Source organism: Pantoea sp. BJFS-204 (genome assembly GCF_049310725.1).
In the GTDB taxonomy this organism is placed as follows: domain Bacteria; phylum Pseudomonadota; class Gammaproteobacteria; order Enterobacterales; family Enterobacteriaceae; genus Pantoea; species Pantoea agglomerans.
Map to the genome: position 1 here is coordinate 76,727 of NZ_JBMOWE010000009.1, position 23,152 is coordinate 99,878.

Sequence of the window (23,152 nt, forward strand, 5' to 3'; positions counted from 1 at the left end):
CAGGAGTGAGTAATGAAAATTATCGCCAACGGATCGCTGCCTTCGCGTAAAGGACCTGCTGAATATTTTACCGGCACGGTTCGGATTGATGCACCATTCCAGGCAACCGAACCCGCCCGCGTGGGTGGCGCAACGGTGACTTTTGAACCGGGTGCCCGCACCGCATGGCATACCCATCCACTCGGGCAAACCCTGATCGTCACGCATGGCCAGGGCTGGATTCAGTGTGAGGGTGAAGCCATTCAGGTGATGAACACCGGTGATATCGTCTGGATCCCGGAAAACGTGAAGCACTGGCACGGTGCAACGCCGGATAACGCCATGACGCATATTGCTATCGCTGAGTCACTGAACGGCTCGCCGGTTGACTGGCTGGAGCAGGTCAGCGATCAGCAATATCAGCGCTAAATCAGACGTGCACTCTGTCGCTAAAGTCTGACGTGATCGATCAGCGCCCTCAGCTTGGGGGCCAGGTTTTTACGGCTGGGAAAATAGAGATAGAAGCCGGCAAAGGCAGGCAACCATGCGTCGAGCAGGGTCACCAGTTCGCCACGTGCGATGTAAGGCTGGAAGGTTTCTTCCATGCCAAAGCTGATGCCGCCCCCGGCGCAGGCGGTGCGGATCATCACCCCCATGTCGTTGGTGGTGAGTTGCGGATTGACGGCAACATCAAACTCGCGTCCCTGCTCTGCGAACTCCCAGCGATAAGGGGCCAGACCAGGCCCTTTTCGCCAGCCGATGCAGCGATGATTGACCAGATCCTGAGGATGTTGCGGCGTGCCTGCACGAGCCAGATAGGCGGGTGACGCCACCGCCACCTGACGCTGCGCGGTCGATACAGGCACCGCAATCATATCCTGAGCAATCACCTCCCCCAGCCGCACGCCCGCGTCATAGCCCTGCCCGACAATATCAAACTCCTCATCGGTGACGGTGATATCCACCTCCACCTGCGGATAAGCGGTAATAAAGCTTGCCAGCAGTTCTCCCCCCAGCATCCGCTCAGCAATCGAGGAGATCGCCAGCCGCAGCTGGCCCCGAGGTTCCGCAGCCAGTTCGGCAATATCGGTCACGGCGCGATTGAGCTGGTTGATCGCCGGCGCCACTTCGGCATAGAGCCGCTGTCCGGCTTCTGTCAGCTGAACCGATCGTGTGGTGCGCTGCATCAGCGTGATGTTAAGCCGGTCTTCCAGACGCCGCAGACTCTGGCTGATCGCCGGACGCGTAACACCCAATTGTTCTGCGGCCAGCCGGAAATTTCGCGTCTGCGCCACAATCACAAAAACTTCGAGAGCATTTTTATCGGCATTCATTGGTCAGATTGAGTTACCAGTGCGTAAAGCGTTCGGTGGATTATCTTTATAATCCAGTCGCCGTATGATCGCCAGTGACAACCTGACTGGAGAAACAAAATGACTCAGAAAGTGATTTTAATTACCGGCGCCTCAAGCGGCATCGGTGCAGGCATTGCACGTGAACTGGCGAAAACAGATGTCATTCTGCTGCTGGGTGCGCGGCGGGAAAGCCGCCTGGCCGCGCTGGCTGAAGAGCTGCAGTTCAATGGTGCAGAGGTGGCGATCAAAGCGCTTGATGTAACGCGCCGCGAAGAGATGACGCAGTTCGTTGAGTATGCGCTGGCGAGATGGGGCCGGGTGGATGTGATGATCAATAACGCCGGTATTATGCCCTTGTCACCGATGGCGTCGCTGCGGGTGGAAGAGTGGGAACAGATGATCGACGTAAACATCAAAGGGGTGCTGTATGGCATTGCGTCAGTGTTGCCGACCATGCTGGCCCACCAGCGCGGTCACATCATCAACATCGCGTCGATAGGGGCGCTGGCCGTGTCGCCCACCGCAGCCGTCTACTGCGCCACTAAGTTTGCGGTGCGGGCGATTTCCGACGGATTACGGCAGGAGAACAGTCAGCTACGGGTGACCTGTGTCCATCCCGGTGTGGTTGAGAGCGAGCTGGCATCAACCATTACCGATCCGGCAGCCGCCGAGGCGATGCAGCACTATCGCGCTATCGCGTTGCAGCCGGACGCCATTGGTCGCGCCGTTCGCTATGCCATTGAACAGCCTGAAGAGGTGGATGTGAACGAAATCGTGGTGCGGCCAACCCGAACGCAGCAGTAAGCAACCCGCCCGATGCGCTGTGTGCATCGGGCGGGCGGTTTTACTGTCAGTAGAGGCTTCTGCGGGTACGCTGCACGGTGATGGCGATGGCCGTCAGTGCCACCAGCATCAGAAATATCCCCAGTCCAACCATGGCGTTAAAGCCATAGACTTTGAACAGCAGCAGACCGGCAATACAGCCGCTCAGGAATGAAAACACGGTAGTCAGATGGGTGTGCAGAACCTTCTGGAAAAAGCGACGATCGTCGGTTTCAAGATGCACGGCGTGGGACGTATGGGCAAAGATCCACGACCCCAGCGCAATACCCGCATCGGTCAGCGTGCCGGTAATGTGGGTCGATCTGACGCGGCCATTGGAGAGCTGCGTTGAGGTCGCATTATGAATCCCCATTAAAAAGCCCAGCATTAACAGCACTTCCCCGTTAAAGCTTGGCCGGTAGAACACGATCTCAAAGATTGATGCCGCCGTCAGTGCCGCCCCTTCCGCCAGAATGATCAGACAGAATATGGTGCGTAACTTATGTTTGATCCCCACTACCACCGCCAGCCGGGCAACGGTACAGCCCAGCACAAAGGCAATAATCAGTGCCATCAAAAACAGCATGGTATGGAGGTCGCTGGTGGTCACTTCCTGGGAGATTTGCGAGGTGTTACCCGTCATATGCGATGGAAAAAATCCAAACGCGCCCAGCGCCATGGCATTAAGGATGCCGGCGGTAGTGGCAAGCACCAGCGCCAGCAGTCGATCTTCGGTATGCGAACGAACTTTCTTCTTTTTTATCAGCACAGGCTTCCCCACCTCAGGTGAATGCAAAACGTTCTTATAAGGCTTCTAGCATACAACCTGATGGAAATTATTCCTGTCAGAACCAGATAACTCTGATGAAATAAGCCATTAATTTTGCTGATTTTTATAAAGCTGATTCAGTTTACTTTTAAAAGTGTCAACGACGCGATGATTCACCAGCAGGTGATCACCAGAGAGGCTGACGGTGAACTCAGTCAACGATGAAGAGTTGCGCGCCTGTGGACGTAAAGGAGCGATGTGGTTCAGCATCGTCCGCCACCTGATAGCTGACTCCCGGTGTCAGCACGAAACGGCGACCATCTGCCAGTTCAGTGTGCAACTCACCCGCCATACACAGCAAAATATGGCCCTTTGTGCACCAGTGATCGGCGACATAGCCTGGTGAATAGTCGACCATCCGCACCCGGATATCGTTAAACTTCACGGTTCGCCAGGTCGCCTGCCCCTGGTCGCCGGGATGAATCGTCTCTTCAATCTGATCCCACTGGGTCAGGCCAAACGGCAGATTTTCAGTTTTCATGCGATTCCCTCAAGGCTAAGTGCAGGATAAACGTCAGGCCAGAGCCTGGGTAACGGCCTCTTCCGCGTGGATAAGCGTGGTATCAAACAGTGGCACACTGGCATCCGTGGCATCCACCAGCAGTGTGATTTCGGTGCAGCCCAGAATAATGGCCTCCGCCCCCTGCGCAACCAGCTGCTGCATGATCTCACCATAACGGCGACGCGACGCGGGATTGATCTCGCCCAGACAGAGCTCGTGGTAAATCACCTCATGCACAAAAATCCGATCCTCTCTATCCGGCGTGATCACCTCAAGACCAAACTGCTGCTGAAGTCGCCCGCGATAGAAATCCTGTTCCATGGTGAATCGCGTCGCCAGTAATCCGACCTTACGCACCCCGGCCTGCTGAATGCGCCGTCCGGTGGCGTCGGCGATATGCAGCAGCGGGATGCCCGTTGCGGCGCTGATTTGTGCTGCCACTTTATGCATGGTGTTGGTACAGAGTACGATGAACTGCGCGCCAGCCCGTTCCAGATTGCGTGCCGCTTCAGCCAGTATCTCTCCCGCCTGCTGCCAATCGCCCGCGGCCTGTAGCTGCTCAATGCGCTGAAAATCCACGCTATAGAGCACCAGCTCCGCCGAGTGCAGGCCGCCCAGCCGCTGTTTAACCTGCTGATTGAGAATACGGTAATAAAGCGCGGTAGACTCCCACGACATACCGCCTAACAGACCAATCACTTTCACAATGCACTCCGGGTTCAGGGGTTTTATTCCAGCATGCCAGATCGACATTGATCGGCAACGGCTTTGTTCAGTTGATACTGTTCTGAGGTCTGAAGCGTCGGGCAATCACCATTAACAGCACAACGCCAGCGCTCATGATCAGCCAGGCCTGAGTCATTGACGTTCCGCTATCACGCACCCAGCCTGCCAGCAGCGGCATCAGAGCCGCAATCAGATATCCGCCTCCCTGTACACGTGACAGCAGAATGCCCGCTTCTCTGGCACTGCGCGCATGATCCAGCGTGACGATCAGCGACAGCGGAAAGAGCGCACCGATGCCCGTACCCAGTAACAGTGAAGAGAGTATCGGCATCGTACCCGGGTAAAAGACCAGACTCAGCAGCCCCAGCAGCAACAGGGCCAGCACGCCGAGCAGCAGCGGACGGCGATCGGGAAAGCGATGTAACGTCGCCGAGACGATGAATCCTGCCACCACTTCGGTTAACGTCAGGGCCGCGAGCAGATAGCCACTGTGGCGAGCACTCCAGCCCAGTTGAATATAGAATGGCGGCAGCCAGGCCAGCACTAACGTATAAGCACCCGTGCCAATGCCGAAAAAGAGCATCAGCAACAGGGTACGCCGCACAGGCAGCGTCGCTGCATCAGAGGCCACGCTCACCTGCGGCGATCGCCTGACTAAAGTCAGCCAGATCAGCAGTGTGACCAGCGTTAACCCGCCAGAAAGCGCCAGCGCGGGTTGCAGGCCCAGCCATGAAAACAGCGGGTCAGCACCGGCAGCAGTCAGTGCCGCGCCCGCCATAATTCCCGTGCTGAACAGCGCCATCAGCGTCGCCGCGGCCTCAGCAAAGCGTTGCCGGATCAGAGCGGGCATCAGCGCCTGTATCACGCCAATTCCTGCGCCCCCCGCCAGCGCGGTGAGCAGCAGTTGAGAGGGAGTAAGCGTAACCCCGCGCCACAGGCAAGCGACAGTCAGACAGAGCAAACCGGCGGCGATTCCCCTTACCGGCCCGATGCGGGCGATCAGCCACGGGCCAGAGAGTGCGGCCAGACCCATCATCGCCACTGGCAGCGTGGTCAGCAGACTGAACGTCATCGCCGACAGCCCGGCCTGCAGTTGCAACACCGGGAACAGCGGGCCGATAATCGCCAGCATAGGCCGCAGATTCAGCCCGATAAGAAAAGCGATCACGGCAAACAGAATGGGGAACAACACCTTATTTTTCATCATCGACGCCTTAACAGAGGATTGACGATGACAGCACCGGGCTGCCACCATTTATCTTAACGTTAAGATAAATTTCCCCCGGTGTTAAGAGGCTGCGCACAACCCGACAACATAACCACAATATTTAAAGGTGATTTATGCATGACCATATTGATTTCGTTGTCAGTCAGTGGGACGACGCGATGCCCGATCTCGACGCCTCTTCAATGCGGATCTTCGGCAGGGTGCTGCGTCTGATGAAACATCTGGCGAAAGCGCGCAGTCAGGCACTGGAGCCTTTTGGTTTTCAGGAGGGAGAATTTGATGTGCTGGCGACATTGCGACGGGCGGGATCGCCTTTTCGCCTGTCGCCCACCCAGCTCTACCAGGCGCTGCTGGTGACTTCCGGTGCGATGACAAATCGTCTGAACCGTCTTGAGCAGCAGCATCTGATTGAGCGTATTGCCGCGCCAGAGGATAAGCGCAGCATGCTGGTCGGGCTGACGCCCCACGGGCAGCAGCAGATTGAGCATGCACTCCGCGTCCATACCGCTACGCAGGAGGCGTTGCTGGCACCGCTTGGCGCTTCAGAGCGTGCCGAACTGGAAAGGTTGCTTAAAACGCTGCTGCTGGCGTGTCCAGGCGAAGCGACAGCCGCAGAATAGCGCCGTCAGCGCTGCAGTTCGGCCACCGTCATGGTGAAGATAACCGGCAGGTGATCGGCGCTGGCATAGGCATGCGGCATATCGGTTCGCGCTACGGCTGCACAGCCCTGCTGCACCACCAGGGTCTGCTCACCCACCGTTAAGGCGAGCGTGCCCTGCTCGACGTGCAACAGTTCGAGCGTGCCTGAAGAGTGACCGGTTGAACGGAAAGCTTCGCCCGCAAACATCTGCCAGCGCCAGAGCTCGATCATATCCGGCCCACGGGTTCCCGCCAGCAGCTGTGCATAACCGCCCTGCTCACCCTGCCACAGCCGGGGCATTTCGCTGTTCTCAATCAGCCAGGCGTCAGGCGCATGCGCAACGTTGACGATATCTGCCACCGAGACGCCCAGTGCGGCAGCCACTTTACAGAGAATGGCAATGCTGGGATTGGCGACACCCTTTTCGATCTCCACCAGCATGCCTTTACTGACGCCAGCCCGGCGTGATAACTCATCCAGCGAGAGTTTCTGACTTTTACGCCAGCTTTTAATGCTGTCCGAAACAGCCTGATTGACACTGGCGACATCGGCACCCGCATCGGTCGTTATATTGACTTTTTTGGTCATCGGTCATTACTATGAAATAAATTAGTCACTGAGAGAGTATCCGATGTTATCTGTTCACCCGTCAATCGATCCCGCTGTTTTCGCGCTCGATCCCGGCTTTCGTGCCATGAGTATTGTGGTGGAAGCCACACCGATTACCCGACCAGACGTTGCCAGCGATGCACTGAAAAGCGCATGCCAGCAGGTGTTAAATGATGATGCGGCGTGGGCAGACGCGCATCTCGCCGCCTGGGCTGAGGTATTTAAAGCCTTTGGTGCCAAAGCGAAACGTACACCCTGTTCGGCAGAAGCATTGCGTAAGCGTGTGCTGCGGGATGGCGCATTGCCTGCCATCGATCCGGTTGTCGATCTCTATAACGCCATCAGCATTCGTTATGCGCTGCCGGTCGGGGGTGAAAATATCGCGGCCTATGCTGGCGAGCCACGCCTGGTGATAGCTGACGGCAGTGAACGTTTCGATACCGTTAAAGAGGGCGAGGTGGTTTATGAGTCGCCGGAACCGGGCGAAGTGATCTGGCGCGACGATCAGGGCGTGACCTGTCGCCGCTGGAACTGGCGTCAGGGTGTAAGAACCCGACTGGATGCCAGTGCGCAGCAGATGTGGTTCATTCTGGAAAGTCTGCCCGCTATGCCGCTCTCCGCGCTGCAACAGGCCAGCGACGATCTGGTTTCAGGATTACAGCAGATGATGCCGGGTGCGCAAATCAGTACGACACTGATTGAAGCGCCAGCAAACTGAACATTGCCTCAACAGCGGCTAAACGAGATTAACGGTGAGCGGAAACTGTGGCAGGATACGCGCCCTGCGTCTGGCCATACCCGGCTGACTTAACGGCACTCAACCGGTGACTAAAATGGCTAAAGTAAAATATATCCTGCCCCTGCTGCTGATCCTCGCCCTGGCCGCCTGGTGGTTTATCCCACACGACAGTGAGGAAGATAAGGCGTATTACGTCGCGGTGTTGTGCGCGATTGATCATGATAGTAAGCAGCCCCTCGACCGGCAGATGCAGAACGTCATTGAAGGCGGCAACTCTGATTATGCGCTGCAAAAAATCACTTATAAATCGGGGCTGGGCCGCAGCGTGATTGCTCGCTGGCAGCAACTGACACCTGATGAACAGCAGCGCGCCGTGCAGGATAATCTTCTCTGCCAGCAACTGCTGAAGCGCTGATTTCTGACGGGCGTGTTCATATCGTTATTCATATGATTTCGCGCTGGTCATCATTATGGCCGCGCCCGTCCTGGCTTATCCCTACACATCTGAAATTAAAGTGTTTTTTGTCTACGACTAACAGGTAAGCGGGCTTATGAATCCCTGATAACCTGATGCCGGAAGAATATGGGCTGATGGCTGAGAATCCGGAAATCTCAAAAATTGAGTGAAACTAAAACGGGGATGCTGACAGTGGCACTTACGTCCATAAGCTTTCATTATGAAAAAGCCCGCATTAGCGGGCCCTGAGCGTCATTTCAGTATGTTGTATCTGTAGAGCAAATTTCCGAAATCCTGTTTCATGCTAACGAAAAGAAGAATCTGGATAGTATTGTCCACGAAATCGTACAGAACACGATACTCTCCTTCAACATCAAGACGTTCGCGTAACAAAAGCCCGCGCTCTGAAAGATAAGCATTGTAGCGATACCTTTCAGGATCCTGACTGATATTGTCGACTGAATCCATGAGTAGATTATCGACAAATGCAGCCGCTTGCTGCGCCCCAACTGTTCCGCTCTTATAGGACTCAATGTCCTTGAGACACTGTTCAGCCAGAGGCGCGATTACCAGCTGATATTGTTCTGACACTCAAAGCCTCTCTATTATTTTCTTGCGGCACGTAACCTTCCCAGAACGTCTTCAGGGGTCATGCCTTTGCCATCAGCGACTTCCTTTTTAGCTTGCAAGGCCAGCTTGAAAAGGGCGTTTATGTTTCTTTCCTGCTCGATCTCTCTAATCTCAGCCTGACGCTCAGCAGCAGTCTGGATGAAGAGTTCAGAGACGCCGTTTTTTGTTACGTATACTCCTCCTTCGAAGGCGGCAGCATTTCCGAGACTGTCTCTGGCAAGCTTCTGGGACATGGTTTGATTTGAGTTCATACATGATTTCCGATTAGACAGGACGGGTAAAATCAAAGGGATTGCCGGTAGAGCCATCCAGATTTCATCGTTGATTAAAAAATTTCACAGACCGTAAGATTTGAACTGCCCCTCTCTTTTCCGAGGGTCATAGGATGAATATAACCTACGAGTGAAATCGTGTACATATTTATCCACCCTATCCACGTTACTGAATCTGGATGGCAAGGCATCGTCCTGATAGGTTTAAAATCAGAAGGTAGTCATGCTATTCAATGTATTGTATATAGCACGCAACACAGGCCCGGCGTTGATGTCTGAAATCGACTGAAATCGACTGAAATCGTCAAAAGATCGCCTTAACCACCAGCAATCACCTCTTCTGCCTATTGCCGATTTGTTAACACAACCCGCTATCGACTCTCAGCCTGCTTTAATGCCAGTAGCCTGTATGGTATGAAATCACTTAAAAGAGAAAAATATGACGATGCCAGAACGCAAAAATTACCCGCAACTGGGCGAAGTAAAAGCGCCTTATGTCCACGCAGTGAAGCATGGCGCGACGCTGTATGTCTCAGGACTGACCGCTTTCGGTACGGCGGCTCAGCAGGGAGATATGGCTGAACAGGCAGAAGCCATTTTTAATCAACTCAGGGCGGTTGCCGCGGCTGAGCATACGTCGCTCGCAGCGCTGCTGAAGGTCACGATATTCATCACCTCTTTCACAGAGATCACCGCGCTGCGGGAAGTGCTTTATCGCAACTTCGGCGAGCATCTGCCCGCCAGCTCGCTGGTACAGGTCAGCGGACTTTTCTCCGCTGACCTGCGCATAGAGATAGAAGCCATTTTTGCCCTGTGAGTAGAAAGCAGCGACATTCCCGATGCTAGAGTTGCAGATCCGCGGCGGCTGCACCCCGTGCCAGATAACCGATCCGATAGACTTCCTGCTCGCCAGCGGGGCGCTGGTGTGAAGCGTTAACGTCTACTCCCTGCCAGCGGCTCACATCCCAGGCGCTGATCCCTGTTGTTACCGGCAGTGTCGTAAGGTCTGAATGCGGTGGAATCGTCCAGCGGTTCAGCGTTATAAAGCGGGCATCGGCCAGATCCGGCATGTGGGTCTGCCCCTCAAGCGCCAGCCAGCTTTCGATGATCGGCCAGCCAAAATCCCTGACCAGCGTCGCAAAGCCAGGACTTTGCAGGAAACGCTGCATACCACTCGCCTCCCGCCAGAAATAGAGCGGCGCATAACGGTTTTCATTCTGTCCGTCATCATCACGGCAGGTGTAGAGATACGCCTTGGCCACCAGCCCTGGAAAGCCATCAAGCCGGGCTCCGTTCAGACTGATGCGCTGTTCAATGATGCCCATGTCGTAGTCAGCGGGCAGGGTAAAACGGTAGTGCATGATAATCATAACGCCTCCTGTGCCAGCATCCTGCCGCCGCTAAAGCTCCACTCTTCGGTGCTGTTAAACTGAATGATGATCATCACGTCGTCAGGATCGATCGCCATCTCCGCCTGAAGCGTCGTACAAAGTGAATGATAAAACCGTTGCTTCTGTTGCCGGGTTCGCGGTCGGCCTGCTGTCACCTGAAACAGCACGAAATTTTCGCTACGCCCGCCGCTGAGATAGTGACGATCAAATACCCGCTGTCCGGCGGGCAGCATCTCAATCAACTGAAAGCAATCATGCTCAGGAACGTCAAATTCCGCGACCAGCGCCTGCTGAAGCAGCGTGGAGATGTGATGCAGAGCCGCCTCGCTGTAGCCCTGACGCAGCGTAATTCGGGTAAAGGGCATCAGTAATTATCCTCCAGATAACCCAGCGCGGTGACGGCGGCGGGCCAGCCTGCGTAAAACGCCAGATGGGTGAAGCTCTCCACCAGTTCATCCTGCGTCAGCCCATTTTGTCGGGCGAAATCGATGTGCCACGGCAGCTGCTGGACCCGCCCCAGCGCGGTTAACGTTGCCAGTGTCAGCAGGCTGCGTTCACGCGTTGACAGCAGTTCGCGCTGCCAGATATCGCCAAACAGCACCTGCTGTGTCAGTTCGGCCAGTTTTGGCGCGCGCTGCGCCAGTGTTTCCCGATCAAGCGATTTTTTCATTGCACACTCCTCAGTGGTGAGACAGAGTGTCACTCAGGCCTTCAATCCTGAAAATCAAATTAATCAGCTATTACCATCCATAATTACAGGACAATAATGAACAAGGTACCGGAGTCCCTCGATATGGATGCGCTGCGCAGTTTCGTCGCTGGCATTGATGCCGGCAGCTTTGCCCTGGCGGCACAGCATCTGTGTCGGTCTGCCTCGGCCGTGAGTGCGCAGCTTAAGAAACTGGAGCAGCAATGCGGCACGGCGCTGGTGATGAAAAAAGGGCGTCATGTGCAGCTGACCCGCAGCGGTGAACAGCTGATGAGTTACGCCAGACGCCTGCTGTCGCTGAACGATGAGACATTGCGGGCAGTGAAAGGCGAAGCGTTGCAGGGCGAAATACGCATCGGGATGCAGGAGGATTTTGGCGAGGCGTTGATGCCGGACATTCTCGGCGCGTTCAACCGGCAGCATCCGGAGGTGATGCTGACCGCACGCGTCGACAGAAATCTGCCGCTGCTTACGGCGCTGGCCCGTCATGAGCTGGACCTGGCGCTGCTGTGGCAGGCAGAGCAGCAGGCTGGCACGCAGTTAATTGGTCAGTGTCCGTTAGCCTGGATACAGCATCCGGCGTTTGATCTGGCGGGATATCTGCAGCGCGGCGAGCCGCTGCCGCTGGTGGCATTCGATGCGCCGTGTGTCATGCGATCGCGCGCCATTGAGGCGCTGGATAAGGCAGGTATTCCGTGGCGAGTAGTGTTCACCAGCCACAGTCTTAGCGGGATCTGGGCGGCATTACAGGCCGGGCTGGGCATCACCCTGCGCACCCGCGCAGGGTTGCCGGAGACGCTGGTGATTGAATCACACCGGCTGCCAATGCCCGGCTATCTGGGTATCGCGCTCGCCCGCTCAGATCAGGGTGACGATCCGGCGCGAGCACTCTTGCAGCATCTGATCACGCAAGCCGCCCTGCCCTTTATTCAGCGCTGACTGCTGTCTGAAATGCCCGCTGAACCAGAGACGAACAGTATTTTGCTGAGATGTCGCGGTCACCGAACAGAATATGAAACATCACCGGCGCCACGACCACATCGATGATGCGATCAACGTCAAAGCCTGATTCGCCGCGTGCCTCGGCCCGACTTTTCAGTGTTTCAAGATGCTGATAGGTAAACCCACAGCATTTCTGGCTCGCCACTTCAGCCTGACTTCCTATCACATCAGCCAGAAGCTCACGACCGACTTTGGACGACATCTCTTCAGCATACTGCTGGATGAACGCGGTAAGATCGCCGGCCGTCGATCCGGTATCTTCCGGTTCTGCAATGGGCCGCATCCGTGCCACGGCCACATCCGCCAGCAACTGGGACAGATCGCCCCAGCGCCGATAGATCGTGGAAGGTGTCACACCTGCCTGTTCGGCGATCATCGGCACTGTAATAGCTGAACGATCAAGCGTTTCAAGCAAGCGGTTAACGGTGTTATGCACTTCCGCCTGAATACGTGCGCTGCGCCCACCCTGCCGAATCATCTCCCTCGCCATCTCTTTCTCCCGCTTTTATCAGCCTGAACGTCATGGTTAAAGCAACGAAGTTGCATTAACAGATACCGGCAGTGTACCGCATCTCAGGCTGAGCAGGCGCTAATGTGTGCTATCGGGCGATTGAGAATCAAGGCTGCAGTTTACTCAGGACAGATTTAACCGGCTCGGCGGTGAGACGTGACGAACGGTTATCTGATGCGCCTATCCATAAAAGACTGACTGCCATAACTGCTGAAATAAAAATTGTACGAATATCCATAAAGCCTCCCCTGATTAAGGTGGCTAAAGTAATCCACACAGGGGAGTATTAATCGCGGGATAAGAGAGGGTTTAAAGGGACTTTGCGCGAAAAGGTGGCGCAGATTTCGCCACGCCTGAATCACAAACGGGAAAGATCAAACTTATTCGGTAACGATGTTGCCAGCCGCAAGCCAGTCACGTCGTGTCAGGGTGTACATCAGGCTGGGAGGCAACCCCTCAGGATCGTCGACCTTTTTCAAAAAGGTCAGGCCCGCTTTTTCCAGTACCCGCCGCGAAGCCAGATGGTTTTCGCGCGTCACACCCGTAATGATGCTCAGCCCGGCCTCTTCGAATCCGTAGCGAATGGCTCTGCGGGAAAGCTCGGTGGCATACCCTTTTCCCCAAGCAGCAGGCTCAAACCGGTAACCGAGATTATTCGTCTGACGACCGTCAAACTGGCTTCTGAAAACGCCCCCAAAGCCAATGATTTTATCCGGACGGGCTTTCTCAAATATCGTCCAGTCGCCAAAACCCTGTTCCTGATAGCTCTGTAATATGCGCTCTATGGCCTGAATGGCATACGTTCTGTCGGGCCATGGACCTCGCGGGTTAAATTTATGCGTTTCGGGGTCGCCATAAATTCTGAAGAGGTCGTCAAGATCCTCGCGAAGAGTATATCTGTAGAGCAGCCGCTCTGATTCCCAAACCATCATGCGCTCCTTTTGGGTGCTGAATAAGCAATCTTTACTCTTTATATCAGCAACTTCTGCTGTCACCAACTCTGTTAATACGCTTAACGAACGGTGGCTAATTTCAGAGCACAAGCCGCGGTTTTGTACTCATCTGATTGCAAAATATGGATCTCTCATCAGAGGCTGTCACTTCGTTGTGTTGTGCTTCTGATATTGGTAAAGGGTGGAAAGAGGTTGCCGCCCCAGGTAATAAGCTGTTTTCGCGGCGGGAAGACGGATTCACCTGGGGCGATTGCCATAAAGGGTGGCGAACGGGTTCTGAATACGCTGCATGGGTGTTAAAGTGCAGCTTAAACTGGCGCGTCGGGTCTGTGTAGTCTCACCTTCAGCGTTATGAGGATCTGAATAGTGAAAGGAAAGTGCAAAAATGTCTGAACAGAGCAGCATTATCACTGAACTTACCGAACTTGAAGGTCTTTACGGCACGGTCGCCCGGCCCTCTGTCGCTAAAGAGACGGATCATATTCATCCCGCCTATCGTCCGTTTATCGCCGCCTCGCCTTTTGTGGCGCTGGCAACGTCGGGGCCTGAGGGACTGGATGTTTCACCGCGCGGCGATCCGGCCGGATTTATCGAAATCGAAGATGACAAGACCCTGTTACTACCCGACAGACGCGGCAATAACCGCATCGACAGCCTGCGCAACATTCTGCATGACAATCGGGTAGCGCTGCTTTTTCTCATCCCTGGCATTGGCGAGACGTTGCGCGTGAACGGCACGGCAGCAATCAGCACCGACCCGGCGCTGCTTGAGCGCTTTGCCATCAACAATCAGCTGCCAAAAACCGTATTGCGCATCACTGTGGAGAGCGTTTTCTTTCAGTGCAGCCGGGCGATTATTCGCTCCGGATTATGGGATGCCGAAACGCAGATCTCACGGCAGTCGCTGCCCAGCACCGGTTCCATCCTCAAACAGATTGCAGAGATTGATGGCGATGCCTACGACAAAGCGCTGCCTGAGAGATTGAAGAACTCACTTTACTAATCGCCGTTCAGGGCCTGGAGGCTTCACTTGATCCGGCGTGCTGATGAGTGAAGTACTTATACTTTCGGAACGGAGATCACAAGTGCGCCTGCAGTCACGCCTCTAAGCGCAAACAGCGATAGCGTTACGCAAAGCTCTCCAGTATCTGCTTTGCATCCAGGTAGTCGTAAGAGGTCACTTCAATTTTATTATTGCTGAGATCGCTGAAATAGACGGACATCGACACGTCATGGTCGCTGACGCTGAAAGAGATTTTATTCTTACGGAGTACAGGCATAAGTTCGTTGAAAGATGAGGCTGCCACCCCGAAAGCCACCGTATGGCCTGGTGGCTGAGATTTTCGCAGGAAAAGAGAGAGTGATGCCCTGTTATTTCTTATGACCAGCGGCCCACCCTGTTCAAACCAGAAGTACAGGGAAGGGTCGCGTTCAAAGCCCAGGATCTCGTTGTACCACTTTTCTGCCTGTTCAATATTTTCAACGTAGAGATGGATATGATCGATCTCAGCTATCTTCATCATCTGGCTCCCTGATTGTTATTAACAGTGAGACTCGCCGAAACATTATTGATAAACAACCCGAAAAGCACATGACAACATGAAATTTACCATGATTCTTTATGGCGGACAGAGATTACCCTAAAGGCTCCTGCGACAATCATATTGCTTAGCTTGTTTAATTAAAGCCTCACTTATCCTTTTTTAAGCAGACCAGTGCAAACCTTCCTCGTTCCGCTACAGATTCTGATATATCGGAAGCCAGTTGAGTGGCCATGGAAAAGGCTTCATCACATATATTTTCTAATTCTTTAATCAGCATTTCTCCGGCTATACGCCGTACCATCGGTGAGCGGTCAAGTATGGCCATCCTTAAGATATCAATAAAAGGCCTGGAAACGGCTATTGTTTTTTCATTTAAAACAGGTACACGCCGTCGTACGCCAAAGGCTTTATCAATCCACTTCCATTCCATCCCCTCGGACCAGATAATTTTGCCTTCGAACAGGCAGCGGTACGCCTTCGCACGCAGTGAGGGCTGAATGGAGGATTCAGCAATCTCAGACAGAAAATTATCTAATACTGACGTGCGTCCTGCTTGGGTAAAGACAGTTGCAGCAGGCCCCGAAGAAGTGCAGATAAGTCTTTTTTTCAGAGAGGCAGTGACGTTCTCCATTGAAATAATGTCTGTCAGTACCTCGTGTTCCTTCTCACCCGCTCTTCCCCATGAGGTCCAATAGGGAAGCGTTATAAACAAGACATCCACGATAACTTCCGGGTCAGAAGCTGCTGCGATTGAGGGAAGTGCTTCACGGGCGGCTTCTCTCACCTGAGGAACCCAATCATTTAACCTTCTGACGGCTAAGGCAAATAAAAAACTGTTGGGTGCACCAACTGATAATGTTCGTAATGCGCGTTCCCGCCGAAAACCATCTGCATGACATAAGTCCATCCACCTGAGAGAACCCACCTGCTGGATCTCAGCACCTGTCCGTTTATAACCTGATGTATAAAAAGATGAGTCAATCTGCCAGCGTATTAATCGCTCCCAGTCATCAAGACTTTTCAATGGCAGTTGTGACGTTGCAGCCACGAAAGCTGATATATCAGGCCGTATTCTCTGATAAAAAATATCGAAGGTGAGTGATTTTTTGACTGCTTCAGTAACTTCCTGTTTAAGGCTTTCCTGCAATAGCATGCGCCCTTTTCCCCAAATTAAATTTATAAAGGTTTGAGCTTATCTATAAAGTCACGGTGGCCCAAAGTCAACGTGCCTCTGCCAGCACATGAACTCCCGTCAGTAGAGGGTCACTACATCAAATATCCTGATAAAAGGCTTGCCTCTGTCAAAAAGCAGACGTAACACCTTGAAGAGCTCTCACCGTTACAAACTCTCAGACACGCCTTCAGCCCCACCGCAATAAACGTTAAAGCAAAGATATTGCATTAAGGTTCAGATAGCCGTATACCTTATTAAAAGCTAATACTTTGCATTAAGGTGATTTCCATGAACCCCACATTGACGCCTCAGGCTGCTGCCCGCACCACGCTTTTCAGTTTTACCGGTGCGGCGCTGATCTCCGCCACCAGCAGTGCGCCAACGCCGCTCTACCCACTTTATCGCAGCCTGTTCCATCTGACGCCGACCATGCTGACGTTGATCTTTGGCGCCTATGCTTTCGCGTTGCTGGCCGCGCTGCTGACGGTGGGTAAAGTGTCCGACTATACCGGCCGCCGTCCGCTGATGCTGCTGGCGCTGGCGATCAATGCGATCGCGCTGGTGATCTTTATGACTGCCGGTTCTGCGGCGACCTTAATCGCCGCCCGGCTGGTGCAGGGCTTTGCTACCGGTATTGCCTTGCCGACCTTTGGTGCCAGCCTGATTGACGCCAGTAAAACCCGTGGGCCACTGCTGAACTCATTCACCGCCTTTCTGGGGATGACGCTGGGCACGCTGGCGGGCGGCATACTGGTCACCTTTGCGCCCTTTCCCACGGTGACGCTCTATGCGCTGCTGCTGCTCCTGATGCTGGTTGCCATGGCGCTGTTGCCGCTGATACCAGAAACCATTGCGCCTCAGCCGGGTGTTCTGGCCGCACTGCGACCTCAGGTCAGCATACCGCGACGCGCGCTGGGCCCGCTGTTAATGGTGACGCCGGTTAACATCGCAACCTGGATGCTGGGCGGATTTTACCTTTCACTGATGCCCTCAATGGTGGCGAACGCAACCGGCCTGACATCGCCTTTTATCGGCGGCTCGATTGTGGCGACGCTGATGCTGAGCGCAACGGCAGCAGTATTTCTCTTTCGCCCGTTACCGCCTGCGCGGGCATTAGTTATCGGTACGCTGATGCTGATAGCGGGCGTCAGCGTCACGCTTGCGGGCCTTTCTCTGCACAGCGTGGCCTGGCTCTATCTCGGCACTGCCACTGCGGGTCAGGGATTTGGATCGATTTTCTCCAGCGTGCTGAAGATCATTATGCAGTTAGCTGAAAGTCATGAACGCGCCGGACTGTTCTCCGCCTTTTTAATCAAAAGCTATCTCGCCTTTGCCCTGCCTGCGATTGCCGCCGGAATGGCAGCGCCCCATATCGGGCTGAACCAGACCGCCTGGTTCTATGGCATGACTATTATCGTGCTGGCACTGGTGTCGCTGCTGGCGATCAGAGGTCGCGCTTTAGCCGGAGCGGCCAGTTAATAAACCCGCCCGACGCGGCCAGATATCTGCCGCGTCATCCACAAACGGCAATTTTCACTTACACTCAACGGATTAATTTCAGGCGCAGTTGCTGCGTGATACCGTGAGTATGATGTCGAAATCCCAATCTGATGCGGTTTTAGCCCGGTTTTCATCCGCCACACGACGCTGGTTTTCTGCCACCTTTGTTGCACCCACGCCGGTGCAGCAGGCGGCATGGCAGGCGATAGCCAGCGGAGAACATGCGCTGGTGATCGCCCCGACCGGTTCAGGGAAGACGCTGGCGGCCTTCCTCACCGCCATCGACACGTTGTTTCAGTTCCGAACCGCGCAGCCCTCACCTGCACGTGAAACGACCACCCGCATTCTCTATATTTCACCGGTTAAAGCGCTGGCCGCGGACGTACAGCGCAACCTTAATCTGCCGCTGGCAGGCGTTTACGCTGAGCGGCAGGCGCTGAATGAGCCAGAGATCACTCTGAATATCGGAATGCGATCCGGCGATACACCCAGTGCAGAGCGCGCCAGGCTGGTGCGCCGCCCGCCCGATATTCTGATCACCACACCCGAGTCACTGTTTCTGATGCTGACCTCAAAAGCGCGAACGACGCTGCAGGGCGTGGCCACGGTCATCGTCGATGAGGTGCATGCGGTGGCGGGATCGAAGCGGGGTTCCCAGCTGGCGCTGAGCCTGGAGCGGCTCGATGCGCTGCTGCCACAGCCCGCCCAGCGTATCGGGCTTTCCGCCACGGTACGACCGGTTGAGCGGGTGGCCGCCTTCCTTGGCGGCTGTCAGCCCGTTCAGGTCGTTAATCCGGCCGCCGATCGGACGCTGCACCTGACCATCGAGGTTCCGGTCGAAGATATGACCGATATCGCCAGCCCCGATGACCTGACCGGTGAAGCCACCTCTGCCAGCGGTTCGATCTGGCCGCACATTGAAGCGCGCATTCTGCAGCAGGTCATGTCCCATCGCGCCACGCTGGTGTTTGTGAATTCGCGTGGCCTGGCGGAAAAGCTGACTGCGCGGCTCAATGCGCGTTATCTCGCGCAGCAGACAACCGCTGGCGATTGGGATGCAGAACCGGACGACAGTGATGATCTTATTGCCCGCTCACATCACGGGTCCGTCTCGAAGGAGCAGCGAGGCGAGATTGAAGCCGCACTGAAGCTGGGCAGACTGCGTTGCGTGGTGGCGACTTCCAGTCTGGAACTTGGCATTGATATGGGGCCGGTGGATCTGGTGATCCAGGTGGGCGCACCGCTTTCAGTCGCCAGCGCACTGCAGCGGGTGGGACGCGCCGGACATCAGGTTGGCGGCGTATCAACCGGCATCCTGTTTCCGCGCACCCGGCGCGATCTGCTGGATTCGGCCGTCATATTGCAGTCAATGCGTGCGGGCCAGCTCGATGCGCTGGCTCCGCCGCGTAACCCGCTCGATATTCTGGCGCAGCAAACCCTGGCGGCCGTCGCAATGGATCCCTTACAGGTCGATGATTGGTACGCGCAGGTCTGCCGGGCCGATCCGTTTCGCACTCTGTCGCGTCGGCTGTTTGATGCCACGCTCGATATGCTGGCGGGTAAGTTTCCCTCAGACGCTTTTGCTCAGCTGCGGCCGCAGCTGGTGTGGGATCGTCAAAGCGGACTGCTGGCGCCGCGACCCGGCGCTCAGCATCTGGCCGTGACCAGCGGCGGCACCATTCCCGATCGCGGCATGTTCAGCGTCATCCTGCCGGAAGGCGAAGAGCAGGCTGGCTCACGTCGTGTCGGCGAACTGGATGAAGAGATGGTCTATGAGTCGCGGGTCAATGACATTATTACCCTGGGCGCAACGTCGTGGCGGATTCAGCAGATTACCCACGACCAGGTACTGGTGGTGCCTGCGCCAGGCCGTCCGGCTCGTCTGCCTTTCTGGCGCGGAGAAGGTGTGGGCCGCTCGGCGGATTCGGGTGCCAGCCTCGGGCTGTTTCTGCGTCATCTGAGTGCGGCTTCACCGGTAGACGCGCAGGAGCAGTTGCGCGCGCTGGGGCTGGATGCCCGCGCAGTCACAAATCTGCTGGCTTTGCTGGCTGAACAACGCACCGCGACCGGCGTACTGCCGGACGATCGCACATTGCTGATCGAACGCTGCCGTGACGAAATCGGCGACTGGCGGGTGATCCTGCATTCGCCCTGGGGAAAGCGGGTCAATGCGCCCTGGGCGCTGGCGATTGCCGCCCGAATCCAGCAACGCCTGGGCATTGATGCTTCTGTTGCGGCCAGCGATGACGGCATTGTGGCCCGCTTTCCCGCCAGCGAGGGAGTGTTACCCGGCGTTGACCTGTTTATGTTCGACGCCGACCAGTTGACCCGGGAGGTCACTGAGAGTGTCGGTCAGTCGGCGCTGTTTGCCGCCCGCTTCCGTGAATGTGCCTCACGCGCTCTGCTGCTGCCGAGGCGTAATCCGGGCAAACGATCGCCGCTCTGGCAGCAGCGGCTGCGCGCCGGTCAGTTGCTGGAAGTCGCACGACAGTATGACGATTTCCCAATCCTTATCGAAACTGCACGCGAATGTCTGCAGGATGTCTACGATCTGCCTGCCCTGCACCAGCTGATGGAACAGATAGCACAGGGGAAAGTAAAGCTGGTCGAGGTGACGACCGAACAGCCCTCCCCTTTTGCCGCACCGCTGCTGTTTGGCTATGTTGCAGAGTTTATTTACACCAGCGACGCCCCCCAGGCAGAAAGGCGCGCCTCCCTGCTGGCGCTCGACAGTAACCTGCTGGGTGAGCTGCTCGGCCAGACCAGCAAGCGTGATTTGCTGGCACCTGACGTCGTTGAGCAGGTTGAACAGGAACTGCAGCGCATTGATTCCCGCTATCAGGCACAACACGCCGAAGGCATTATCGATCTGCTGCGCGATCTTGGCCCGCTCCCGGTTGCCGGTATTGCGGCACGTTTCAGTGGCAACGGCCAGCAGATCGCGGAAGCCATGACGCAGTTCGCTGCCGCGCAGCGAATGATCCCGGTCACCCTTGCCGGTGAAGAGCGCTGGGCGATCATTGAAGATGCAGCCCGCCTGCGCGATGCACTGGCCGTTGTACTGCCTGACGCTCTGCCCGGAACATTTCTGGAGCCGCAGGCCAATCCGCTACGCGATCTCATTAACCGCTACGCCCGAACCCATACCCTGTTCACCGCCCGACAGCTGGCCACGCATTTTGGTCTGGGTGTGGCCGTCGTGAATGAGGTGCTGCTTTCCCTGCATCAGCAGGGCAACCTGCTCAATATGGGTTCGCCAGAGGGCGCATCGGAAACGGAGTGGGTTTATACAAAGATCTTCAAACGGTTACGCTTACGTTCACTGCAATCAGCACGTGAAGCAACCCGGCCTGTTCCACCTGCCGCCTGGATCAACCTGCTGCTGGAGCGTCACGGTGTGCTTAACACACAGCGTGAAGAGCATCAGGGGGTTAGCAGGCTGTTACGTGTGATTGAGCAACTTGCGGGCGTGCCGCTACCGGCCTCGCTGTGGGAGTCACAAATCCTGCGCGCCAGGATAGCCGACTATCAGCCCGCGATGCTCGATGAACTGTTAGCCAGTGGCGAGGTTACCTGGTGCGGACACAAAGCGCTGGGTCAGAATGATGGGTTGATCTCGCTGCACCTCACGGAATATGCCGCTGAAACACTGCCGGTGATTGACACTACGCAGCCTCTGACGCCGATTCAGCAGGCGACTCTCGACGCCCTTAGCCGGGGTGGCTCGTGGTTTGTTCATGAGATCATGGCACTGATGGACGAGGCAGAAACGCAAACCACCGACATTTATGCTGCCCTGTGGCAACTGGTGTGGCAGGGCTATGTCACTGCCGATAGCTGGATTGCGGTGCGTGGGCTGCTGACCACGCCAGGCGCCCCCCTTTCACGTCCCGCGCGTTCCCTGCGCACCCGTTTTGGTCAGCGCTTCACCCCGGGCGCACTTTCTGCACGCCGACCGGCGGTCAACACGCTGGCTGGTCGCTGGTCGCGGGTTAACCGACAGGAGGTTGCTCCTGCCCGGCTGGCCCTGTCGCTGGTGGAAAATCTTCTCGACCGTTATGGGGTGATCAGCCGTGGTAGCGCGATATCGGAACAGATCCCGGGAGGATTCCCGGCGTTACAGCCGGTATTACGCAGCATGGAAGATGCCGGACGGCTGCTGCGTGGCCGGTTTGTCGCTGGTGCGGGCGGCGCGCAGTTTGCCGACCATAACACCATTGAGCGGCTGCGGGAGCTGGCAGAAAAGCCGCTGACCGCGACAGAGGCTGTGGCGCTGGCCGCACCGGACCCGGCAAATCCGTTTGGCGCGTTACTGAGCTGGCCGCTCCACGCCAGCGGCATCCGCCCGACCCGCCGTCAGGGGGGACGCGTGGTGATTGCAGGCGGCGCGCTGGTGCTTTATCTGACGCCGGGAGGCAAAGAGTTGCTGACATTCATCGACGATCCCGCGCTGCAGCAGATCGCGGTGGCGGCGCTGAGCCTGGCACTGAAGCGTGAAAAGCCCGCGAGTTTCACGCTGGAGAAGGTAGATGGTGAACCGGTTTCGCAGTCACCACTGCTTAACGCGTTGCGACATGCCGGATTTTCACGGGTGCCACAGGGGTTTAGCTGGTATAGCTGAGTTGTTTTCGCGTCCGTTTTTTTCGCGCACAAAGTCGATAAATGCCTGAAGCGGGGCGGGGATCAGGCGGCGATCGTTGTAATAGAGCCACGGACCGGAGAAAGTCAGCCACCAGGGTTGCAGCAGCGGTTCCAGGCTGCCGCTGTCAAGGGCTGGCCTGAGCCACTCGTCAAACAGATATATCACGCCGCTTCCGGCGATGGCCGCCTCCACCGCCAGATCCATAGCGCCACCGACCGAAACCACCAGCGGCCCGCTGGTTTCAACGCTGATCTCTTCGCCCTCGTGGCTGAAGGTCCAGTCAGCCATGATGCCGCTGGCATAACGGCCACGCAGACAGCGATGATGGATCAGGTCGCGCGGATGTTCCGGTCGTCCATGTTCTGCCAGATAAGCCGGAGAAGCCGCCAGCGCGAACCGTTGCTGTCTGGGGCCAATGGGCATCGCCACCATATCCTGCTCCAGCCGCTCATCATAACGAATCCCGGCGTCACAACCGTCACGAAAGACATCCTGCACGCTGCTCTCCGCCACAATTTCCAGCCGGATGTCGGGATAACGCTGCAAAAATTCCGGCACCAGCGCGGGCAGCACCAGCCGGGTTGCACTGACCGGCACATTCAGCCGCAGCGTGCCACCAGGGGTGTTTCGGTAGCGATTAACCGCATCCAGCGCGGCGTTAACTTCATTGATCGCGGGCAGCAGACGTTCCATCAGCGCCCTGCCCGCTTCGGTTAATACCACGGTGCGGGTGGTACGGTGAAACAGACGAATGCCCAGCTGTTGTTCCGCCCGTCGTACCGCATCGCTCAGGCGTGACGCATTGCTGCCGGTGACGCGTGCCGCTTCCCGAAATCCTCCCGCTTTTGCCACCGCCACGACGGCATCCAGCAGCGCCATATCGATCGCCATTGTGCATAACCCCGTACAGTCTGTCCTGATTTCACCGGATAGTTGCA

General features: G+C 56.1%; 27 protein-coding genes. 10 read left to right on the forward strand and 17 right to left on the reverse strand.

Features of this window, described 5'->3' with window-relative positions:
* Positions 1 to 12: 12 nt before the first annotated feature.
* A complete protein-coding gene (locus tag ACO6VX_RS20130; protein ID WP_010246880.1) occupies positions 13 to 408 on the forward strand; it encodes a (R)-mandelonitrile lyase in 396 nt (131 codons plus the stop codon).
* A gap of 20 nt (positions 409 to 428) precedes the next feature.
* Here the strand turns inward: ACO6VX_RS20130 and ACO6VX_RS20135 are convergent, their stop codons facing one another.
* Positions 429 to 1,313, reverse strand: a complete 885-nt coding sequence (locus ACO6VX_RS20135) for a LysR family transcriptional regulator (protein WP_010670562.1) — start codon at positions 1,311 to 1,313, stop codon at positions 429 to 431.
* A 99-nt stretch (positions 1,314 to 1,412) separates the two neighbouring features.
* Here ACO6VX_RS20135 and ACO6VX_RS20140 point away from each other — a divergent pair, with 99 nt between their 5' ends.
* Entirely contained in the window at positions 1,413 to 2,138 is a 726-nt protein-coding gene (locus ACO6VX_RS20140) for an SDR family oxidoreductase (protein WP_010670563.1), read from the forward strand.
* A gap of 46 nt (positions 2,139 to 2,184) precedes the next feature.
* Here ACO6VX_RS20140 and ACO6VX_RS20145 read toward each other — a convergent pair whose 3' ends face one another.
* The 4 genes from ACO6VX_RS20145 to ACO6VX_RS20160 form a co-directional block, all read right to left on the reverse strand.
* Positions 2,185 to 2,925 (reverse strand): YoaK family protein, encoded by a 741-nt coding sequence (locus ACO6VX_RS20145; RefSeq protein WP_010670564.1) that lies wholly within the window; start codon positions 2,923 to 2,925, stop codon positions 2,185 to 2,187.
* A gap of 211 nt (positions 2,926 to 3,136) precedes the next feature.
* Entirely contained in the window at positions 3,137 to 3,466 is a 330-nt protein-coding gene (locus ACO6VX_RS20150) for a DHCW motif cupin fold protein (protein ID WP_422431379.1), read from the reverse strand.
* Positions 3,467 to 3,499: 33 nt separating this feature from the next.
* On the reverse strand, positions 3,500 to 4,192 hold the full coding sequence (locus ACO6VX_RS20155) for an aspartate/glutamate racemase family protein (RefSeq protein ID WP_061902329.1): 693 nt from the start codon (positions 4,190 to 4,192) through the stop codon (positions 3,500 to 3,502).
* Between the two features lie 67 nt (positions 4,193 to 4,259).
* Positions 4,260 to 5,417 (reverse strand): MFS transporter, encoded by a 1,158-nt coding sequence (locus ACO6VX_RS20160; RefSeq protein WP_115764881.1) that lies wholly within the window; start codon positions 5,415 to 5,417, stop codon positions 4,260 to 4,262.
* A 137-nt stretch (positions 5,418 to 5,554) separates the two neighbouring features.
* Here ACO6VX_RS20160 and ACO6VX_RS20165 point away from each other — a divergent pair, with 137 nt between their 5' ends.
* Positions 5,555 to 6,061: a MarR family winged helix-turn-helix transcriptional regulator gene (locus tag ACO6VX_RS20165; protein ID WP_022624551.1), complete on the forward strand. Its 507-nt coding sequence runs from the start codon at positions 5,555 to 5,557 to the stop codon at positions 6,059 to 6,061.
* A 5-nt stretch (positions 6,062 to 6,066) separates the two neighbouring features.
* Here ACO6VX_RS20165 and ACO6VX_RS20170 read toward each other — a convergent pair whose 3' ends face one another.
* Complete coding sequence (locus tag ACO6VX_RS20170) at positions 6,067 to 6,669, reverse strand: helix-turn-helix domain-containing protein (RefSeq protein ID WP_089414715.1); 603 nt, start codon at positions 6,667 to 6,669, stop codon at positions 6,067 to 6,069.
* 43 nt (positions 6,670 to 6,712) lie between these two features.
* Here ACO6VX_RS20170 and ACO6VX_RS20175 point away from each other — a divergent pair, with 43 nt between their 5' ends.
* Complete coding sequence (locus ACO6VX_RS20175) at positions 6,713 to 7,408, forward strand: B3/4 domain-containing protein (protein WP_422431375.1); 696 nt, start codon at positions 6,713 to 6,715, stop codon at positions 7,406 to 7,408.
* A 115-nt stretch (positions 7,409 to 7,523) separates the two neighbouring features.
* On the forward strand, positions 7,524 to 7,844 hold the full coding sequence (locus ACO6VX_RS20180) for a hypothetical protein (RefSeq protein WP_052271311.1): 321 nt from the start codon (positions 7,524 to 7,526) through the stop codon (positions 7,842 to 7,844).
* A gap of 294 nt (positions 7,845 to 8,138) precedes the next feature.
* Here the strand turns inward: ACO6VX_RS20180 and ACO6VX_RS20185 are convergent, their stop codons facing one another.
* Positions 8,139 to 8,477, reverse strand: a complete 339-nt coding sequence (locus ACO6VX_RS20185) for a type II toxin-antitoxin system RelE/ParE family toxin (RefSeq protein WP_010246865.1) — start codon at positions 8,475 to 8,477, stop codon at positions 8,139 to 8,141.
* 14 nt (positions 8,478 to 8,491) lie between these two features.
* Entirely contained in the window at positions 8,492 to 8,767 is a 276-nt protein-coding gene (locus ACO6VX_RS20190; protein WP_010246864.1) for a hypothetical protein, read from the reverse strand.
* Positions 8,768 to 9,227: 460 nt separating this feature from the next.
* Between ACO6VX_RS20190 and ACO6VX_RS20195 the strand changes: the two genes are divergently transcribed.
* The gene (locus ACO6VX_RS20195; RefSeq protein ID WP_191924091.1) at positions 9,228 to 9,605 is read left to right on the forward strand and encodes a RidA family protein; all 378 of its coding nucleotides are present in this window, start codon (positions 9,228 to 9,230) and stop codon (positions 9,603 to 9,605) included.
* A 25-nt stretch (positions 9,606 to 9,630) separates the two neighbouring features.
* Here the strand turns inward: ACO6VX_RS20195 and ACO6VX_RS20200 are convergent, their stop codons facing one another.
* The 3 genes from ACO6VX_RS20200 to ACO6VX_RS20210 are packed head-to-tail and all read right to left on the reverse strand — an operon-like array spanning position 9,631 to position 10,849.
* Positions 9,631 to 10,158, reverse strand: a complete 528-nt coding sequence (locus ACO6VX_RS20200) for a DUF4865 family protein (RefSeq protein WP_033768760.1) — start codon at positions 10,156 to 10,158, stop codon at positions 9,631 to 9,633.
* Positions 10,155 to 10,544 carry a tautomerase family protein gene (locus ACO6VX_RS20205; RefSeq protein WP_422431371.1) on the reverse strand — a complete coding sequence of 130 codons (390 nt, stop codon included), beginning with the start codon at positions 10,542 to 10,544 and terminating at the stop codon, positions 10,155 to 10,157. Before ACO6VX_RS20205 ends, ACO6VX_RS20200 begins: the two co-directional genes overlap by 4 nt.
* Positions 10,544 to 10,849, reverse strand: a complete 306-nt coding sequence (locus tag ACO6VX_RS20210) for a carboxymuconolactone decarboxylase family protein (RefSeq protein WP_256843967.1) — start codon at positions 10,847 to 10,849, stop codon at positions 10,544 to 10,546. The genes ACO6VX_RS20205 and ACO6VX_RS20210 overlap by 1 nt, the downstream gene beginning before the upstream one ends.
* Positions 10,850 to 10,945: 96 nt before the next feature.
* Here ACO6VX_RS20210 and ACO6VX_RS20215 point away from each other — a divergent pair, with 96 nt between their 5' ends.
* On the forward strand, positions 10,946 to 11,827 hold the full coding sequence (locus ACO6VX_RS20215; RefSeq protein WP_033779946.1) for a LysR substrate-binding domain-containing protein: 882 nt from the start codon (positions 10,946 to 10,948) through the stop codon (positions 11,825 to 11,827).
* On the opposite strand, the gene ACO6VX_RS20220 is transcribed toward ACO6VX_RS20215, so the two are convergent.
* The 3 genes from ACO6VX_RS20220 to ACO6VX_RS20230 all read right to left on the reverse strand — a co-directional run bounded on the left by ACO6VX_RS20220 (position 11,814) and on the right by ACO6VX_RS20230 (position 13,330).
* Positions 11,814 to 12,380 (reverse strand): TetR/AcrR family transcriptional regulator, encoded by a 567-nt coding sequence (locus ACO6VX_RS20220; protein WP_022624560.1) that lies wholly within the window; start codon positions 12,378 to 12,380, stop codon positions 11,814 to 11,816. The genes ACO6VX_RS20215 and ACO6VX_RS20220 overlap by 14 nt on opposite strands.
* Before the next feature lie 127 nt (positions 12,381 to 12,507).
* Complete coding sequence (locus tag ACO6VX_RS20225) at positions 12,508 to 12,639, reverse strand: hypothetical protein (protein WP_022624561.1); 132 nt, start codon at positions 12,637 to 12,639, stop codon at positions 12,508 to 12,510.
* 142 nt (positions 12,640 to 12,781) lie between these two features.
* Positions 12,782 to 13,330: a GNAT family N-acetyltransferase gene (locus ACO6VX_RS20230; RefSeq protein ID WP_422458286.1), complete on the reverse strand. Its 549-nt coding sequence runs from the start codon at positions 13,328 to 13,330 to the stop codon at positions 12,782 to 12,784.
* A 409-nt stretch (positions 13,331 to 13,739) separates the two neighbouring features.
* Between ACO6VX_RS20230 and ACO6VX_RS20235 the strand changes: the two genes are divergently transcribed.
* Complete coding sequence (locus tag ACO6VX_RS20235; RefSeq protein WP_010246855.1) at positions 13,740 to 14,357, forward strand: pyridoxamine 5'-phosphate oxidase family protein; 618 nt, start codon at positions 13,740 to 13,742, stop codon at positions 14,355 to 14,357.
* Between the two features lie 124 nt (positions 14,358 to 14,481).
* Here ACO6VX_RS20235 and ACO6VX_RS20240 read toward each other — a convergent pair whose 3' ends face one another.
* A complete protein-coding gene (locus ACO6VX_RS20240; RefSeq protein ID WP_422458287.1) occupies positions 14,482 to 14,874 on the reverse strand; it encodes a VOC family protein in 393 nt (130 codons plus the stop codon).
* A 169-nt stretch (positions 14,875 to 15,043) separates the two neighbouring features.
* Positions 15,044 to 16,051 carry a hypothetical protein gene (locus ACO6VX_RS20245; RefSeq protein WP_062759005.1) on the reverse strand — a complete coding sequence of 336 codons (1,008 nt, stop codon included), beginning with the start codon at positions 16,049 to 16,051 and terminating at the stop codon, positions 15,044 to 15,046.
* A gap of 309 nt (positions 16,052 to 16,360) precedes the next feature.
* On the opposite strand from ACO6VX_RS20245, the gene ACO6VX_RS20250 reads away from it, so the two are divergent.
* Both ACO6VX_RS20250 and ACO6VX_RS20255 read left to right on the forward strand, forming a co-directional pair.
* Entirely contained in the window at positions 16,361 to 17,551 is a 1,191-nt protein-coding gene (locus tag ACO6VX_RS20250; protein WP_064690937.1) for an MFS transporter, read from the forward strand.
* Positions 17,552 to 17,663: 112 nt separating this feature from the next.
* Positions 17,664 to 22,193, forward strand: a complete 4,530-nt coding sequence (locus ACO6VX_RS20255) for an ATP-dependent helicase (protein ID WP_422458283.1) — start codon at positions 17,664 to 17,666, stop codon at positions 22,191 to 22,193.
* On the opposite strand, the gene ACO6VX_RS20260 is transcribed toward ACO6VX_RS20255, so the two are convergent.
* The gene (locus tag ACO6VX_RS20260) at positions 22,158 to 23,105 is read right to left on the reverse strand and encodes a LysR family transcriptional regulator (protein ID WP_422431361.1); all 948 of its coding nucleotides are present in this window, start codon (positions 23,103 to 23,105) and stop codon (positions 22,158 to 22,160) included. The genes ACO6VX_RS20255 and ACO6VX_RS20260 overlap by 36 nt on opposite strands.
* Positions 23,106 to 23,152 lie beyond the last annotated feature (47 nt).

Coding starts and splice junctions, on each gene's coding strand:
- ACO6VX_RS20130 (WP_010246880.1), top strand. CDS start 13: ATGAAAATTATCGCCAACGGATCGCTGCCTTCGCGTAAAGGACCTGCT.
- ACO6VX_RS20135 (WP_010670562.1), bottom strand. CDS start 1,313: ATGAATGCCGATAAAAATGCTCTCGAAGTTTTTGTGATTGTGGCGCAG.
- ACO6VX_RS20140 (WP_010670563.1), top strand. CDS start 1,413: ATGACTCAGAAAGTGATTTTAATTACCGGCGCCTCAAGCGGCATCGGT.
- ACO6VX_RS20150 (WP_422431379.1), bottom strand. CDS start 3,466: ATGAAAACTGAAAATCTGCCGTTTGGCCTGACCCAGTGGGATCAGATT.
- ACO6VX_RS20160 (WP_115764881.1), bottom strand. CDS start 5,417: ATGAAAAATAAGGTGTTGTTCCCCATTCTGTTTGCCGTGATCGCTTTT.
- ACO6VX_RS20165 (WP_022624551.1), top strand. CDS start 5,555: ATGCATGACCATATTGATTTCGTTGTCAGTCAGTGGGACGACGCGATG.
- ACO6VX_RS20170 (WP_089414715.1), bottom strand. CDS start 6,669: ATGACCAAAAAAGTCAATATAACGACCGATGCGGGTGCCGATGTCGCC.
- ACO6VX_RS20175 (WP_422431375.1), top strand. CDS start 6,713: ATGTTATCTGTTCACCCGTCAATCGATCCCGCTGTTTTCGCGCTCGAT.
- ACO6VX_RS20180 (WP_052271311.1), top strand. CDS start 7,524: ATGGCTAAAGTAAAATATATCCTGCCCCTGCTGCTGATCCTCGCCCTG.
- ACO6VX_RS20190 (WP_010246864.1), bottom strand. CDS start 8,767: ATGAACTCAAATCAAACCATGTCCCAGAAGCTTGCCAGAGACAGTCTC.
- ACO6VX_RS20195 (WP_191924091.1), top strand. CDS start 9,228: ATGACGATGCCAGAACGCAAAAATTACCCGCAACTGGGCGAAGTAAAA.
- ACO6VX_RS20200 (WP_033768760.1), bottom strand. CDS start 10,158: ATGATTATCATGCACTACCGTTTTACCCTGCCCGCTGACTACGACATG.
- ACO6VX_RS20205 (WP_422431371.1), bottom strand. CDS start 10,544: ATGCCCTTTACCCGAATTACGCTGCGTCAGGGCTACAGCGAGGCGGCT.
- ACO6VX_RS20210 (WP_256843967.1), bottom strand. CDS start 10,849: ATGAAAAAATCGCTTGATCGGGAAACACTGGCGCAGCGCGCGCCAAAA.
- ACO6VX_RS20215 (WP_033779946.1), top strand. CDS start 10,946: ATGAACAAGGTACCGGAGTCCCTCGATATGGATGCGCTGCGCAGTTTC.
- ACO6VX_RS20220 (WP_022624560.1), bottom strand. CDS start 12,380: ATGGCGAGGGAGATGATTCGGCAGGGTGGGCGCAGCGCACGTATTCAG.
- ACO6VX_RS20225 (WP_022624561.1), bottom strand. CDS start 12,639: ATGGATATTCGTACAATTTTTATTTCAGCAGTTATGGCAGTCAGTCTT.
- ACO6VX_RS20230 (WP_422458286.1), bottom strand. CDS start 13,330: ATGGTTTGGGAATCAGAGCGGCTGCTCTACAGATATACTCTTCGCGAG.
- ACO6VX_RS20235 (WP_010246855.1), top strand. CDS start 13,740: ATGTCTGAACAGAGCAGCATTATCACTGAACTTACCGAACTTGAAGGT.
- ACO6VX_RS20240 (WP_422458287.1), bottom strand. CDS start 14,874: ATGAAGATAGCTGAGATCGATCATATCCATCTCTACGTTGAAAATATT.
- ACO6VX_RS20245 (WP_062759005.1), bottom strand. CDS start 16,051: ATGCTATTGCAGGAAAGCCTTAAACAGGAAGTTACTGAAGCAGTCAAA.
- ACO6VX_RS20250 (WP_064690937.1), top strand. CDS start 16,361: ATGAACCCCACATTGACGCCTCAGGCTGCTGCCCGCACCACGCTTTTC.
- ACO6VX_RS20255 (WP_422458283.1), top strand. CDS start 17,664: ATGTCGAAATCCCAATCTGATGCGGTTTTAGCCCGGTTTTCATCCGCC.
- ACO6VX_RS20260 (WP_422431361.1), bottom strand. CDS start 23,105: ATGGCGATCGATATGGCGCTGCTGGATGCCGTCGTGGCGGTGGCAAAA.